The following is a 15,072-nucleotide window of genomic DNA, read 5'->3' on the forward strand; positions in this document are numbered from 1 at the left end:
TGGCTCTTGACTTAGTGAATGTTGTAAGCGATCACGAAATCAATGAATAAGCGCACTTTTTCAGGAAGGTGGTCTTTGTGGTTGTAAAGCATGTAGATATCACGCGGGTTTGCGCTCCAATCTGGCAGAACGCGAACTAAATCACCACTCTCAATAAATTCTTTGATCATCACGTCAGGCATTAGCGTAATCCCAAGGCTGTCTGAACAAGCGCTACGAACAACATTTAGCGCGTTAGCTTGGAAGCGACCTCGCTCGATGTTAACGACAGATTCACCCTTGCTGTTAATCAACGTCCACTTAAGAAGAGGGTGCCCTTTAAGTAGCGAGTGATTGCTAAGTTCTTCTGCATGAGTTGGGGCCGGGTTTGCAGATAAGTAGTCGGGACTAGCGACTAAAATATCTTTAACTTCGCCGATCTTACGTGCAATTAGACTCGAATCACGTTGAGGGCCTACACGGAAAATAACATCCCATTCGGTCGGATCAAGTTGATCTGCATTGCTTTCAGTTGTCAGTTCAATATTGATATCTGGGTACTGGCGCATAAAACCATTGAACATTGGCATCATCATGCGCTTAGTCAGATTATATGGCGCGGATATCTTTATCTTGCCAGACGCACCACGGCATTCGTCGGTGATCTCTTCAGCAGCAGAAGTAAGGCGTTGAAGAAGGGGAGAACACTCATGATAAAAACGTTCTCCGGCTTCTGTTAGAGACAGTTTTCGCGCATGGCGGTTTAACAGTCGCAAGTTAACCGAATCTTCTAGCGCCTGAATACGTCGGGTGATGGTTGCCACCGGAATCATGGTCTTACGCGAAGTTGCGGTATAGCTCCCATTTTCGACAACTAATCGAAACAGGTTCAAATCATCTAATTTCATATTTCCAGACACTTTAAATTACCGTTTTTGGCTAATTTATAATTAACTTTGTGATCAAAGTTTGCTTTAAGTCAACATGTTGCATCATTTCAACACACGAGACATAGCTGAGTAAATACTGATAAAACATGCAATATTTGTATAAAACTCATTTTAAGGCTACGGTTTATAACAAGGTGAAAGGGCCTGATGTCTTGCTGCGCAACGTTTCGTGAGACGTAAATATAACAAAAATAATGACTTATTAATTTGTTTTTTGACTGAGCTTTGTGAGGTGTAAAGGTATGTATAAGACTCACAGTCAAACAGCAATAGCCTCGGCGCAAGAAGCGGTTAATCAGAAACTGATCATGTTAGTGGACGACGATCCGATTTTTCGCAAAGTGACTAGTGCTTATTTGGAAAGTCAGGGATTTAAGGTAGTAGAAGCTGAAAACGGGCTAGAAGCACTGCAACAACTTCGAAATAATGATCCCGACGTTATATTGTGTGATTTATCAATGCCAGTGCTCGATGGTATTGAGTTCGTCGAAGAGGTTAGTCTAGAGTATCCATCACTACCCCTTATTGTAGTTTCTGCTACCAATGAGATGTCAGATGTTGCGAAAGCCTTAAGGTTTGGAATAAAAGATTTCTTACCCAAACCCATTAGTAATTATGAACATCTCTATCAAGCAGTTGAAAACACCCTAGAGGATTCTGATTGTCATTTTTCAGAGCAACGCGATTTTTCAAGCCAGTGGTTCCGTGTTGATGATGGCGGCGAGATGCCAGATGAACAGGAATTGCATTGGCACTTAGAGTATCTGCAAAACAACCCAAGCGCCGCTCGGGATCTGCTGCATGCTTTGCTGCCAGAGAAAGATACCACCCAAGGTGATTGGAAGTGTTCATATAGGTTGCTGCAATCCACTGACGTTATGCCTTTGGTATTTGATTATCGATGGTTGATGAATGGTCAGTTTGCATTTTACTTGGTGGATTCTGCTTCTCAGTCAGATAAAGGGGTAGCGACAACACTCCTTATTCGAGCTTTATTTGATGATTACCTGAGGAACCTGAAGAGCTTTAGTGCTGACCTTAAAGACCTTGTCGAGATTATTGAAAAGGGCATTCAGTGTTCAGAGTGTGCAGCGCCAGTCAATGCGGTATTTGGTGTGGCGGATCTGGCTTCTTCTTCAATATCGATACTACCAGCAGGCTTAGACAGCCAATGGATCAATGGCAACATGAATCACCATGTCCCAGCGGGAATGAGTTTAGGAGAGGGAAGTGTGAAGAACTTCATTACCAGAGATTTAACCATTAATACCAATGGTCAGCTTTCAATAGGTTGTATTGGCTCTTCAAGCTTTAGCCTCAGCATCATTCAGATGAGTCGGCTTATTTAGTTGTGGGAGTGTATTTATACTGAAACGGCGCATTGCGCCGTTTTTTGTTGGTTCGTATCCGGCTTCTTATTCTATAAGCCCTTACTTTTTGTTGGTGTTTAGCGTTTGCTGTTTAAGGTATAGTCATCGCTTAAAACAATAATGACCCATTTGTGCAACGTTAATTTAACGCAGTGCATTTGGGAGAAGTAAAGTCAACTAGTGAGAAGAAGCCCATGGCAGACAAAGAATTTAAAGAGCCTTATAATGTTTTTTACTTTTTAGGTTTTATTGCAGTCCTTTTGATCCCAACTCTACCTGCAACGTTAACCTGGCTTCGCGTAATGAACGGTTACGCAGGCTTTTAATTAAAAGATAGTTTATTGGAGTCCACCATTCGTATTAAGCGTTACTTTTTCAATATTGCAGGTGGACTCTGCATGATACTTGGCATTGCAGGTATCGTTCTTCCTTTGCTCCCGACCACACCTTTTATCCTTTTAGCGAGTGCCTGCTTTTTACGTGGTAGCCCGACATTTCATCGTTGGCTACACGAGCATAAAACTTTTGGGCCGATGTTAGAGAACTGGCACAAACACAGAGCGGTAACTCGAAAAGTTAAGCAACGTGGTGCGTTGTTTATCGTATTGAGTTTTACCGTATCAATTCTGGTTGCTCCCATCATCTGGGTAAAAATTGCGCTTTTAGTGATGCTAATCGTTTTACTCAGTTGGTTTATGCGTCTACCTGTGACTGAGCTTGTTGCTGACAGAGAAGAAAATCACTAAGATTGTAGGGAATAGTGTGCCCGCTCTTCGAGTGGGCGTTTGTATTTTCAGCGCCCGTGATTTTTTAAAAAAGCACATGGTGGTGAAAACCTATTGTTGATTGCCCTCATAATATTGTGATTAGAACAGAGGGTGATGAGCCAATCTAAGTAAACCGGTATTATGACTACAGAAACAATTTCACTGATCAAATCTAGCATCAAAAGCATCCAAGACTACCCAAAACCAGGTATCCTTTTCCGCGACGTAACTAGCCTTCTTGAGGACGCAACAGCGTACCAAGCAACGATTAACCTATTGGTTGAGCGTTACAAAGACATGGGCTTTACTAAAGTTGTGGGCACAGAAGCTCGTGGTTTCCTATTCGGCGCACCTTTAGCGCTAGAGTTAGGCGTGGGTTTTGTTCCTGTGCGTAAGCCTGGCAAGCTTCCTCGCCCGACGGTTGCTCAATCATATGAGCTTGAATATGGTGTCGATACGCTAGAGATTCATACTGATGCAATCGTAGAAGGCGACAAAGTACTGGTTGTTGACGATCTGCTAGCAACTGGCGGCACAATTGAAGCAACAACGAAGCTTATCCGCCAACTAGGCGGTGAGTTAGAGCATGCTGCATTCGTTATCAACCTGCCAGAAATCGGTGGTGATAAGCGCCTAGAAGGTCTAGGCCTGAACGTATACAGCATTTGCGAGTTTGAAGGACACTAATACATTCAATGAGTTATTTAGCTTTAGCGCGAAAATGGCGTCCTAACAAGTTTGACCAAGTCGTAGGCCAGAACCATGTTCTGACGGCTTTAGAGAACGCGTTAGCGCAAAATCGCTTACACCATGCGTACTTATTTAGCGGCACTCGAGGCGTTGGTAAAACGTCGATTGGCCGACTGTTTGCTAAGGGCCTGAACTGTGAGACAGGCATTACCGCTAACCCTTGTGGTGAGTGTGATACCTGTCGTGAGATTGATGAAGGTCGTTTTGTTGACCTATTAGAGATTGACGCAGCTTCTCGTACTAAAGTTGAAGACACTCGTGAACTGTTAGATAACGTTCAATACAAACCCGCTCGCGGACGTTTTAAAGTGTACCTCATCGATGAGGTACACATGCTTTCGCGTCACTCTTTCAATGCACTGCTAAAAACGCTGGAAGAGCCGCCTGAGTATGTGAAGTTCTTGTTGGCGACCACGGATCCACAAAAACTGCCAGTAACGATTTTGTCGCGCTGTTTGCAGTTCCACCTAAAGCCAATCAGTGTTGATGATATTCATCAGCAACTTGACCATATTCTGGCAAAAGAACAAGTCTCTGCAGAAGCAAGAGCACTTGGCATGATCTCGCACGCTGCAGATGGCAGTATGCGTGATGCATTGAGCTTAACTGACCAAGCTATTGCTCTAGGTAACGGTACAATTCAAACCGATATCGTTAGCCACATGCTTGGAACAATTGATACTGACCAAGCGATTCACTTACTTGAGTCGATCAGCAGTAAGCAACCTCAACAGGCGATGGATAAAATCCAACTACTTGCATCGAATGGTGTGGAGTGGGATGGATTGTTACAACAACTGGCGTCGCAGCTTCATCGTGTTGCGATGTATCAAGCTCTACCATCGACCTTGGATCAGGCTCAACCTGATGCTGAAAAAATCGAATTATTGAGTAAAGCTCTGACACCACAAGATGTGCAGCTTTACTACCAAATTGCTTTAAAAGGTCGTGAAGATCTGACGTTGTCACCAAATGGTCGCGTCGGCATGGAAATGATTGTATTGCGTATGATGGCATTCCGCCCATCAGCGAGTAATGGCGCAAACGTGATTTCTACATCATCACAGCCACAAGTCGCGTCAGCTGCGAGTACAAGTCAGCCAAAAGCGGCTCCGCAGCAGTCATCTCAACAGCCACCATCGCACCAACAAGCATCCGTGTCTCAAGCGCCCGTACAGCAAACGCAAAGCCGCCCAATGACATCGGCACCGCAACAACAAGCTGTATCTCAGCCAATGAGTCAGCCTGCGGCGCACAACCCAAGTGCTATGGATGAAGCGCCACAGTACCAACCTGAGTATCAAGGTGGCTACGACATGGTACCACCACAATATGATATGGCTCCGCCAGTGAGTGAGAACCCTGCACCAACGCAGCAAGCTCCTCAACAGGCTCAGCCACAAGAAAGTGCTCCGGCATCTGCTCGTGGTAGCTTGAGTGGTTTGCGTCATCAATTGCGTTCGCAACGTCAAGGGCAGCAGCAAGTACCAAATCAAACTGGTGGCCCAAAAAAGTCTAACGCGACATCTGCACAAAAAGAATCGGTTATTGACCGTTTAGCGCAATTGCATGGCAATTCCGCGCAGGTGTCGCCTAAATCTGCTCCTCAAGCTGAAAAACAAGCACCAGAGGATGAAGCGTACCGTTGGCGTCCAACCAAACCGGTTGAAAAGAAAGCCAATACGCAGTTGACACCTACGCAGCTCAAGCAAGCGCTAGAGCATGAAAAGACGCCAGAGATGGCTCAGAAGCTTGTTGATGAATCGCTAGAGAAAAGCGAATGGGCGAACTTAATTAGCCAAATGAATACCCCAAAATTAGTGGAACAATTGGCATTAAACTCGCATTTCAACAAAGAAGGCTCGACAGTTTCGCTACAATTAAGAGGCAGTCAGGCACACTTGAATACCGACAGAGCGCAAAGTGAGCTTCTGAGCGCACTGAACAATGTGTTGGGAGAAGAGTGTCACCTGAGCATCGGAGTCGGCGAAAACGGTGAGACGCCGCTTGAGTTGAGAGACAGGCTCTACCAAGAAAAATTACAACAAGCTCTGAACAGCTTAGAGAACGATCCACATGTTCAGTTCATCGAACGTCGATTTGCAGCAGAGCTTGATAAAGATAGTGTTCGTCCTATCTAAAAATTGAACGGAATGGGGTTGAAAACGTAATGTGATAACCCCATTAACAGATGCAACACCTAATTAAACCAGAGAGATAAACATGTTTGGTAAAGGCGGTATGGGCAACCTAATGAAGCAAGCCCAGCAAATGCAAGATCGCATGCAAAAGCTTCAAGAAGAAATCGCGAATATGGAAGTAACTGGCGAGTCTGGTGCTGGTCTAGTTAAAGTTACAATCACTGGCAGCCACAGTGTGCGTCGTGTAGACATTGACGAAAGTCTGATGGAAGACGACAAAGAGATGCTAGAAGATCTTATTGCTGCAGCATTCAACGATGCAGCACGTCGCGTTGAAGAGACTCAAAAAGAGAAAATGGCTTCTGTAACTGGCGGTATGCAACTACCACCAGGTATGAAGATGCCATTCTAATCTGCTGAATCTTAATTAAGCGGATTTTTAATGCGTACCAGTCATATGCTGGAACAATTGATGGAGGCCTTACGTTGTCTACCTGGGGTTGGCCCCAAGTCGGCGCAACGTATGGCCTTTCATTTGTTACAGCGTGATAGAAAAGGCGGTTTGCAACTGGCAGACGCGCTGAGTCAGTCCATGACAGAAATTGGTCATTGCACTGAGTGCCGTACTTTTACTGAAGAAGAAGTCTGCCATATCTGTACTAACCCAAAACGCCAAGAAAACGGTCAAATTTGTGTAGTAGAAAGCCCAGCAGACATTGCAGCAGTAGAAGCCACTGGTCAATACTCCGGTCGGTACTTTGTGCTGATGGGGCACTTATCACCCCTGGATGGTATTGGCCCAAGTGATATTGGCCTTGATGTGTTGGATTACCGTCTCCGTCGAGGTGATGTTTCTGAAGTGATTCTCGCCACCAACCCAACGGTGGAGGGGGAAGCAACAGCACATTACATCGCAGAGCTGTGTAAAGAACATCAAGTTGATGCAAGCCGCATTGCCCACGGTGTACCAGTCGGTGGCGAGCTTGAGCTCGTGGACGGGACAACCTTGTCACACTCCCTTCTGGGGCGACACAAGATTTAATAAAAAAGCCGCTGAATTCAGCGGCTTTTTTGATCTTGCGGTTTGCGAACTACTTAATCGTTTGATTCTTTACCAAGAAGATTCTTGTAGATAAGCGCGCCTAGAATACCGCCCACGATTGGTGCTACCCAGAATAGCCATAGCTGAGACACAGCCCAGTCACCAACAAACACCGCAACACCAGTACTGCGTGCTGGGTTAACCGAAGTGTTAGTCACAGGAATACTGATTAGGTGGATAAGAGTCAAACACAGACCGATCGCGATAGGAGCAAAGCCTTGCGGTGCGCGTTTGTCTGTCGCGCCCATGATTACGATAAGGAACATCATCGTCATCACCACTTCAGTCACAAGTGCCGCCATCATTGAGTATTGACCTGGAGAATGTTCACCGTAGCCGTTTGAAGCGAAGCCCGAACCGACAACATCAAATCCCGCTTGGCCAGTCGCGATAACATAAAGCACGCCACCTGCAATCACACCACCGACAACTTGAGCAATGATATAAGGTACAACGTCTTTAGTGTCGAAACGGCCGCCAGCCCATAAACCGACAGTCACAGCTGGGTTTAGGTGACAGCCAGAGATATGGCCGATAGCAAATGCCATAGTAAGAACGGTCAAACCGAAAGCAAAAGAAACGCCTAGTAGGCCAATGCCCACATCTGGAAAGCCAGCAGCCAGTACAGCACTGCCACAACCACCAAGTACTAACCAAAAAGTACCAAACACCTCTGCCATGTATTTATTCATATTGTTTCCTATGCGGATTGAGATTACCCGCTGAACATAGTTGAGAATTGTCAGAAAAGTGTGAGCTAGCACTCAGAAATTAAGCAGATTGCGAGATATGGGTAAACTCGTCTCAGGTATGAAACAGAATTGTCGCCAACGGAGGGGGAGAAAACAGAGACGAAAACCTCGGCTACCACTTAGATAAATGATAACCGAGGCGAGAGGATGGATTAACTAAAAGCGATAAACGGTGAGATACACAGCAAAATGCCTGTAGCAATGATTAGGTATAAAGAAGCACCTTTGTATTTATGCAGAGAAGGCACTTGATACACTAGGTAAGCTGGGATCAAACAACCAATCAGACCAAAGATAGGGCTACATACTGAAGTAAAGCTCAGCACAGGTAAATTCAGAACGATAGCACCCCATGCCATCAATATCGCGAATAAGATAATGCCTTTTGTCACAAGCTCTTTGTTGATTTGTTCTTCTGGCATGACCTTCTTAAGAGCGAGCATGGCTAGGCCTTGGCAAGAATCACGGAAACCAAGGTATACGCCGAAGAATGCAGTCATCACTGAGAAGATATTGAGCATTAGGCTTAGAAGTTTCAGAGTTGTGCCGTCCATCCCTTGAGCTACCATCGCCAAGGCTGAGATGTTTTCTTCTGCTGCTTTTACTGCCTGTTCATGAGACATTGCTAAGGTAAATGAAATTGCGTAGAAGAACACGGTGACAAACAAAATACCGAAGGCAAGCTTCATCGCGCGCATTGCTTTGAAGCGTGCAACTTCAATCGACTTCTCTTTAGAACGGTAAGAGATCACCATTGGGCTTAAGCTTTGAATGAACAAGATAGAAGTGAGCGTGAACGGCAATAGCTCTATGGCATCTTTCAAGCCAGCACCTGCTGTTGGTACGCTACCCACGTTTGCTAAATCCCACTTCTCAATCATCATGAAGCCAAGCAATGCAACAGTACACAATTTGATTAATACCAATCCTGTACTGACTTTGAATAGGATCTTCTCACCACGAGAAGCGATGGCTACCAAAGCACAAACCAAAGCTAGACCGTACAGCGGATTTTCTGACAATAGCCCTTTGGTTACGCCAAAACTATGTAGGAAGGAAGCTGAATCATTGTTGATCGCAGTGGAATAGACAAATACCCAGATCACCAACATGATGAAGTAGAGCATGCCTAATAATGCTCCCCATTTATTACCTAGGTAACCGGAGATGACACCTGCGTAATCTTGGCATTTCGGTGAAGTGGATAAGGTATTGATGAAGAGGCGTTGGAATAGATACATTGCAGGGTAGCCAATTACTGCAGAGGCTAGGAACACCCATAGGCCAAGCACGCCAACCTTAACGGGGAGGAACACAATACCTGCACCGATAGCCATACCGATACTCATGATAACCCAACCCCAGTCGGTGCTATCAAACTTAGTTGCGGCTCTCCATTCTTCTGCCGTCATGCCAGCTTTAACGTGAGGCGGTTCATTTGTTATTGGAAGAGTTTGTGTAGGAACAGTAACGCTCATTGTCGTTTTCTCTTTGTTTGTATGAATTTTTCTCAAATCTATTTGAGAAAAACTTTAACAACAATTTTTTTGTGGAAAATTCAGATAAATTTGAGATCTCGACAAAAATACTCAATAAAATCTGAAAAAAGATCGATTTGTGTGATCTGAGGTAGTTGTTGTGTTCGCATTTAGTTGAAAGAATAGCTTTGAAATGACAGCTTACTTAAGAGCTTTTAGATTAAAACTAAAAATTATGTGAGGATTAACATGAAAGAATTGATCGCTTCAGAGCACGCTCCAGCCGCTATTGGCCCTTATTCACACGGTACTGCTTATGGTGACTTGATTTTTACTTCTGGTCAGCTTCCTGTTGATAGCGCGACAGGCAAAGTGGTTGAGGGCGGCATTACTGCTCAGAGCCATCAATCTTTGACGAACCTGAAACACGTCTTAGAAGCGGGTGGCGGTAGTATTGATACTGTTTTAAAAACAACTTGCTACCTAGCAAACATCAGTGATTTTGCTGAATTCAATAAAGTGTATGCAGAGTTTTTCAATAAAGATTGTCCTGCACGCAGCTGCTTTGCGGTGAAAGATCTTCCGCTAGGTGTGTTGATTGAAGTTGAAGCGATTGCTTGCAAGAAGTAATACGGAGAAAAAAGCATGAATCAGCAATGGAACCAATATATCCAAATCATTAAGCAAGTCGTAAAACCTGCGCTCGGATGTACAGAACCCATTGCTGCTGCATATGCGGCAGCAGTTGCAAAGCGTGAGCTTGGAAGCCAGACCCCAGACAGGATTGAAGTTCGTGTCTCTGACAATTTATTTAAAAACTCGATGGGAGTTTATGTTCCCGGAACCGGGAAAATTGGTCTTAAGATCGCTGCGTCAGTTGGTGCGTTGGCAGGAGATCCTAATGCAGAACTTGAGGTTCTTGCCAAAATTAATCAAGACGACGTAACTGCCGCCCAGAAACTGATTGATCAAGAGCGTGTCAGTGTTGCACGTATCGACACACAAGAATTTATCTTTTGCAGCGTGACTATGACAGCTAGGGATGAAGTCGTTTCAGTGACGATCAGTGGCGGACATACCAACATTATTCAGATTACTCGTAACGGTGAAGTGACGTTTGATGCACCTCAGCAACAGCGTGTTGCAACAGGATCGATTTGCGAAGGCGTCGATATCTCGATTAAACAAATCTACGAATTTGCACTACAATCGCCTTTTGAAGACATCAAATTTATTCTAAAAGCGGCGGAGTTAAATAGTTCTTTGGCGCAAGAAGGGATCGATCGCGGTTACGGTTTGGAGATAGGAAGAACGCTGAAAGGCAATATCGATCAAGGTTTGCTTGGCAATGATTTGATGAGCCGAATTCAGATGATGACGTCTGCGGCATCCGACGCTCGAATGGGTGGTGCGACACTGCCCGCTATGAGCAACTTTGGTAGTGGAAACCAAGGTATCGCAGCAACGATTCCTGTCGTTATTGCTGCAGAAGCGTTCCAAAGCAGTGAAGAGCAGCTAGCACGCGCATTGATAATGAGTCATCTTGGCGCGATTTATATCAAATCCTACTACCCACCATTGTCTGCTTTCTGTGGCAATACAGTAACCAGCGCGGCGGCATCCATGGCGTTAGTGTATTTGGCAGGCGGCTCGTTTGAACAGTCATGTTATGCGATTCAGAACGTAATTAGCGACAGTTCGGGCATGGTATGTGATGGGGCGAAATCGTCCTGCGCGATGAAAGTCTGCACTTCCTCTACCACCGCGGTACGCTCATATTTGATGGCGATGGGTAACCACAGCGTGAAGAATCAAGGTATAGTAGGCGACGAAGTTGAACAAACGATAAGAAATGTAGGTTCAATGGTTAGACTTGGTATGCCATATACTGACAAATCTATAATCGATATTATGTCGGCCTAGCCTCAACGTTTTTGCTAAGGGAAGTAACATTGCAACTTAAGAAACTCACCAAAAGTGACTTAGATATTTTGAATTCAATGAAGAACGTCGTAGATGGTATTGCTCGCATGTACGGTGAGCATACCGAAGTCGTCCTTCACAGTCTTGATGCGGAAGCACCGGAAATCATCAAAATTGCCAATGGCCATGTTACTGAACGTGGAGAAGGTGCACCGATTACCAACTTAGCAAGAATGAAACTACTTGAAGGCAACGACGTTTCGGATTCGTACGTAACCAAAACGGCGAGTGGCAAGACTCTGCATTCAATTACCACTATTGTCCGCAACCCCAAAAATAAACCAATTGGTTTGCTGTGCATTAATGTGGATATGGACGTACCGATGCAGGATTTCTTAAGGTCGATTATGCCGGTTCAGCAAAATGATTGTTGTTCGGGGAATGCTCGTTCGCCGGAGACGTTCGCACGTAATATCGATGAAACCATCATCAGCACCATTGAGACAGTGCAGTCGGAAGTGTGGGCTAACGAGGCGATTTCACCTTCAAAACGTAACCGAGAGCTGGTGACGCGTTTACAGGGCTTAGGCATCTTCAAGTACAAAGATGCGGTATTGATGGTGGCAAATCATCTCGGTATTTCACGCGATACGATTTACCTTTACCTTCGAGAGCTGGGCAGCAACGATTAAGTCAGTAGCTCGAGCTCTGTAATATTACTGATCGCTTCTTGATTGGTTTTGCCACACACGACCGGGCAAGGTTTAAAGTCGTGGCAAACTTTTGGGCGTTCAGGTTTTCCGAAAAGCTTACATAGGTTGTCATCATTCAATTGAATACAGCGCTCTCCAGCTGGTTTGCCCTTTGGCATGCCAGGAATCGGAGAAGAGATACTTGGTGCGATGCAACACGCCCCGCAGCCCAATCGACATTCCATTTATAAGCCCTCGTAAAAAATAAGGGGGCATTATGGACATTTCTCGCCAGATTGGAAGTATTCCAACTAAATTCCCTTCATCTAATTGAACTCTCCTTTCTCTTAATGATTAAAATCAGCTGGTTACCTGTTTGCCTTATCTTTGAGTAGTTAGCAAAACTTGAACTTTTGCCGCTAGAGGAGTATAAAACGCACCCTATTCATTCCCATTCAAAACATAAGTAGTAAGCGTATGAGCACTCCATTTTGGCAAAGTAAATCGTTAGAGCACATGACAGAAGAAGAATGGGAATCTCTCTGTGATGGTTGTGGTAAGTGCTGCTTGCACAAGCTAATGGATGAAGATACTGACGTAATCTACTACACCAACGTTGCGTGTAGTTGGTTGAACAGTAAAACCTGTTCTTGTAAAGACTATCCGAACCGTTTCACATCAGGTGAAGAGTGTACCAAGCTCACGCGTGAAGACATTGATGATTTCACATGGTTACCTCATACCTGTGCTTATCGTCTGCTCGCAGAGAAGCAATCGTTGCCAGAGTGGCACCCTTTGATTACGGGGTCTAAGTCAGCCATGCATGCGGCTGGTGAGAGTGTACGCAATAAAGTCGTTTACGAGATTGATGTGGTGGACTGGGAAGACCATATTTTGAACCACCCTAATCGTTCGTAACCAAGTTTTACCAAGCCTCTCAAGTATATGAGAGGCTTGTTCGTTATGGGCAAGATAAAAAGGAGCTTAGTTTCTCAAGAAACGGTTATAGACGAAAAGTAGGACGAAAGCACCCAGTGTCGCTGTGATTATACTGCCGATATTGACCCCATCCGCGCCACCAAGTCCGACAAAGCTTCCTAAAAAACCACCCACGAATGCCCCGGCGATACCGAGTAGCATGGTTGCAATCCAGCCACCACCATCCTTACCGGGCATTAGCCATTTTGCTAACGCGCCTGCAATCAAGCCAAGAATAATCCACGATAGAACACCCATAATTTTCCCTTACATAAGTTGAAGTTACACGGATACGACTAAATCATAGTTCATTCCATTTAAGCGGGATGGGGAATATTTTGAAGCTGCGCTATGAACTTTGACATATGAGTAACGAAATGCTGTTCGACATTTAAAGTCGTGTTGTAAACTTAAGAACTATAATTTCAGGTGTTTAAGTCTCTTTGAGTCAAAATTGGACTCTAAGAACGGAATCACGTCTTTGAATGAGGTAATAATGGCGTTTCTATCCCCCCTTAAAGTGCGTTTCGCTTCCTTGTTATTTGTATTGACAATAGTCATGGCTTCTCTGAGCACTTTTATTGCGCAGGCAACAGAGAGTGAAGCAGAAGTCCCAAAGGTTTCTGCTGCGGAGCAAGCGATTGATAGCATCAACACAGACATCATCGATTTGTCTGAAACCCTGAAACAAGCGAGTGGTGATGAGCGTGATGCGCTACAACTGCAGCTTTTCCAGAAAAACGAGGAATTAAGAAGCCGATTAGCAACTGCCATCGACCATGAATCGATTCCTCATAGCAAACTACTTGAGTTGGTGAGAACGCAAGAGAAGTACTCTGTCGGTGCGACTGCTTATTTAGATGAGAAAATCAAAACACTTTTGGTGGAAATCAATAAGGCGAAGGATGAAGACAAACTTTCTTTGATCAATAGCTATCGAGAGTTGCAGCAATATCTTGATGCAAGCTATGACTCGAGCTGGCAAAACCTGACTTGGTTGAAAAAGCTCAATATCCAAGATCAAGATGCGGAATTGGAGCTTAAAGAAGGAGTCGATAAGCGAATGCGCTTACTTTCGGCTTCGATTGAATACTTGAATCAACAAAGTGGTGTCATTGCCTCTCAGTTGTCTTCAAGCCCTGAATCAGAGAAGGCATCGCTCCAACTAAGCCAATTAATACTTAAGCAGAGACTTGGTATTGCAACGGACAGCTTGCGAAAACTGATTTCCATTGGTGATAAAGTTGGTTTAGAAACCTCTGAATATAAGCGTCAGATTTTCGAAGTGACAGGGAGCATTACCCACGACCTACTCAACACCAAAGTGGTGCTATCCATTGTGAGCCACTGGTCAAACTCAGCGGTAGATTGGCTAGCTGATAATGCGCCTCAACATATCTTCCAGCTGTTCGTATTTGCGTTAATTCTCATTATTGCCCGTGCCTTAGCCAAGCTTACTCGTAAAGTGGTGAGTAAAACCGTTGCTTCGAAAAACTTAAAACTCTCTCACCTAATGCAAGATTTCTTTATCTCAATGTCAGGTAAAGCCGTTTGGGTGATTGGTATCATGGTCGGCTTATCGCAAATAGGTCTCAACCTAGCGCCAATTTTGACAGGTTTTGGTATCGCGGGTGTGATTATCGGTTTTGCGCTGCAAGATACGTTGTCGAACTTTGCGGCGGGTATGATGTTACTTATTTACCGTCCGTTTGATGTTGGCGATTTTGTTTATGCTGGTGGGGTAGATGGAAAGGTAAGCCATATGAGCTTAGTGAACACCACAATTCGTACCTTCGACAACCAAATCATTATCGTACCAAATAGCAAAATTTGGGGAGATGTGATTAAAAACGTCACTCATGAGCGCATTCGTCGTGTTGATATGATTTTTGGTATCGGCTATGCCGATGATCTGCTCAAAGCAGAAGAAGTGCTAAACGATATTGTTACGTCGCACCCTTCGGTACTTCGTTCACCTGAACCTAATATCAAGGTACACACCTTAAATACATCTTCAGTTGATTTCATTGTTCGTCCTTGGGTGAAAACCGATGATTACTGGGATGTATATTGGGATGTAACCAAGGAAGTGAAACTGCGCTTCGATCGTGAAGGCATTTCGATTCCATTCCCGCAACAAGACGTGCACTTACACATGGTGGAAAAGAAAGAGTCGTAGACACCTCCTCT

The 15,072-nt window shown here is 44.6% G+C and carries 17 protein-coding genes; 12 read left to right on the forward strand and 5 right to left on the reverse strand.

The window, feature by feature from the left end; translation table 11 throughout:
• Window positions 1-11 precede the first annotated feature (11 nt).
• A complete protein-coding gene (locus BSZ04_RS12735; RefSeq protein ID WP_010449511.1) occupies window positions 12-887 on the reverse strand; it encodes a LysR family transcriptional regulator in 876 nt (291 codons plus the stop codon).
• Between the two features lie 284 nt (window positions 888-1,171).
• On the opposite strand from BSZ04_RS12735, the gene BSZ04_RS12740 reads away from it, so the two are divergent.
• From BSZ04_RS12740 to recR, 7 genes are all read left to right on the forward strand, one after another.
• Entirely contained in the window at window positions 1,172-2,278 is a 1,107-nt protein-coding gene (locus BSZ04_RS12740) for a response regulator (RefSeq protein WP_071234615.1), read from the forward strand.
• Window positions 2,279-2,493: 215 nt separating this feature from the next.
• Window positions 2,494-2,625 (forward strand): hypothetical protein, encoded by a 132-nt coding sequence (locus BSZ04_RS25375; RefSeq protein ID WP_010449509.1) that lies wholly within the window; start codon window positions 2,494-2,496, stop codon window positions 2,623-2,625.
• A 15-nt stretch (window positions 2,626-2,640) separates the two neighbouring features.
• Entirely contained in the window at window positions 2,641-3,045 is a 405-nt protein-coding gene (locus tag BSZ04_RS12750) for a YbaN family protein (RefSeq protein WP_088880514.1), read from the forward strand.
• 162 nt (window positions 3,046-3,207) lie between these two features.
• Window positions 3,208-3,753, forward strand: a complete 546-nt coding sequence (gene apt / locus BSZ04_RS12755; protein WP_045385826.1) for an adenine phosphoribosyltransferase — start codon at window positions 3,208-3,210, stop codon at window positions 3,751-3,753.
• Between the two features lie 8 nt (window positions 3,754-3,761).
• Window positions 3,762-5,957: a DNA polymerase III subunit gamma/tau gene (gene dnaX / locus BSZ04_RS12760; protein ID WP_088880515.1), complete on the forward strand. Its 2,196-nt coding sequence runs from the start codon at window positions 3,762-3,764 to the stop codon at window positions 5,955-5,957.
• 82 nt (window positions 5,958-6,039) lie between these two features.
• A complete protein-coding gene (locus BSZ04_RS12765) occupies window positions 6,040-6,369 on the forward strand; it encodes a YbaB/EbfC family nucleoid-associated protein (protein WP_005380618.1) in 330 nt (109 codons plus the stop codon).
• 30 nt (window positions 6,370-6,399) lie between these two features.
• Entirely contained in the window at window positions 6,400-6,999 is a 600-nt protein-coding gene (gene recR, locus BSZ04_RS12770) for a recombination mediator RecR (RefSeq protein WP_010449502.1), read from the forward strand.
• 53 nt (window positions 7,000-7,052) lie between these two features.
• Here recR and aqpZ read toward each other — a convergent pair whose 3' ends face one another.
• Together aqpZ and BSZ04_RS12780 are read right to left on the reverse strand one after the other, a co-directional pair.
• Window positions 7,053-7,751, reverse strand: a complete 699-nt coding sequence (aqpZ, locus tag BSZ04_RS12775; RefSeq protein ID WP_045385831.1) for an aquaporin Z — start codon at window positions 7,749-7,751, stop codon at window positions 7,053-7,055.
• A 212-nt stretch (window positions 7,752-7,963) separates the two neighbouring features.
• Window positions 7,964-9,223, reverse strand: a complete 1,260-nt coding sequence (locus BSZ04_RS12780; RefSeq protein ID WP_010449500.1) for an aromatic amino acid transport family protein — start codon at window positions 9,221-9,223, stop codon at window positions 7,964-7,966.
• Between the two features lie 315 nt (window positions 9,224-9,538).
• On the opposite strand from BSZ04_RS12780, the gene BSZ04_RS12785 reads away from it, so the two are divergent.
• Genes BSZ04_RS12785 through BSZ04_RS12795 form a run of 3 tightly spaced genes read left to right on the forward strand, consistent with a single transcriptional unit; the run spans window position 9,539 to window position 11,904 of the window.
• Window positions 9,539-9,919 (forward strand): RidA family protein, encoded by a 381-nt coding sequence (locus BSZ04_RS12785; RefSeq protein WP_010449499.1) that lies wholly within the window; start codon window positions 9,539-9,541, stop codon window positions 9,917-9,919.
• 15 nt (window positions 9,920-9,934) lie between these two features.
• Window positions 9,935-11,212: an L-cysteine desulfidase family protein gene (locus BSZ04_RS12790; RefSeq protein ID WP_088880516.1), complete on the forward strand. Its 1,278-nt coding sequence runs from the start codon at window positions 9,935-9,937 to the stop codon at window positions 11,210-11,212.
• A gap of 29 nt (window positions 11,213-11,241) precedes the next feature.
• On the forward strand, window positions 11,242-11,904 hold the full coding sequence (locus tag BSZ04_RS12795; protein ID WP_010449497.1) for a helix-turn-helix transcriptional regulator: 663 nt from the start codon (window positions 11,242-11,244) through the stop codon (window positions 11,902-11,904).
• On the opposite strand, the gene BSZ04_RS12800 is transcribed toward BSZ04_RS12795, so the two are convergent.
• The gene (locus BSZ04_RS12800) at window positions 11,901-12,149 is read right to left on the reverse strand and encodes a YkgJ family cysteine cluster protein (protein ID WP_038884280.1); all 249 of its coding nucleotides are present in this window, start codon (window positions 12,147-12,149) and stop codon (window positions 11,901-11,903) included. The two genes, BSZ04_RS12795 and BSZ04_RS12800, sit on opposite strands and share 4 nt — an antisense overlap.
• A 232-nt stretch (window positions 12,150-12,381) precedes the next feature.
• On the opposite strand from BSZ04_RS12800, the gene BSZ04_RS12805 reads away from it, so the two are divergent.
• Window positions 12,382-12,822: a YcgN family cysteine cluster protein gene (locus tag BSZ04_RS12805; RefSeq protein ID WP_071234618.1), complete on the forward strand. Its 441-nt coding sequence runs from the start codon at window positions 12,382-12,384 to the stop codon at window positions 12,820-12,822.
• Between the two features lie 66 nt (window positions 12,823-12,888).
• Here the strand turns inward: BSZ04_RS12805 and BSZ04_RS12810 are convergent, their stop codons facing one another.
• On the reverse strand, window positions 12,889-13,140 hold the full coding sequence (locus BSZ04_RS12810; RefSeq protein ID WP_010449493.1) for a GlsB/YeaQ/YmgE family stress response membrane protein: 252 nt from the start codon (window positions 13,138-13,140) through the stop codon (window positions 12,889-12,891).
• Window positions 13,141-13,378: 238 nt separating this feature from the next.
• Between BSZ04_RS12810 and BSZ04_RS12815 the strand changes: the two genes are divergently transcribed.
• Window positions 13,379-15,061, forward strand: a complete 1,683-nt coding sequence (locus BSZ04_RS12815) for a mechanosensitive ion channel family protein (RefSeq protein WP_088880517.1) — start codon at window positions 13,379-13,381, stop codon at window positions 15,059-15,061.
• Window positions 15,062-15,072: the final 11 nt, after the last annotated feature.

The organism is Vibrio rotiferianus (genome assembly GCF_002214395.1).
GTDB lineage: Bacteria > Pseudomonadota > Gammaproteobacteria > Enterobacterales > Vibrionaceae > Vibrio > Vibrio rotiferianus.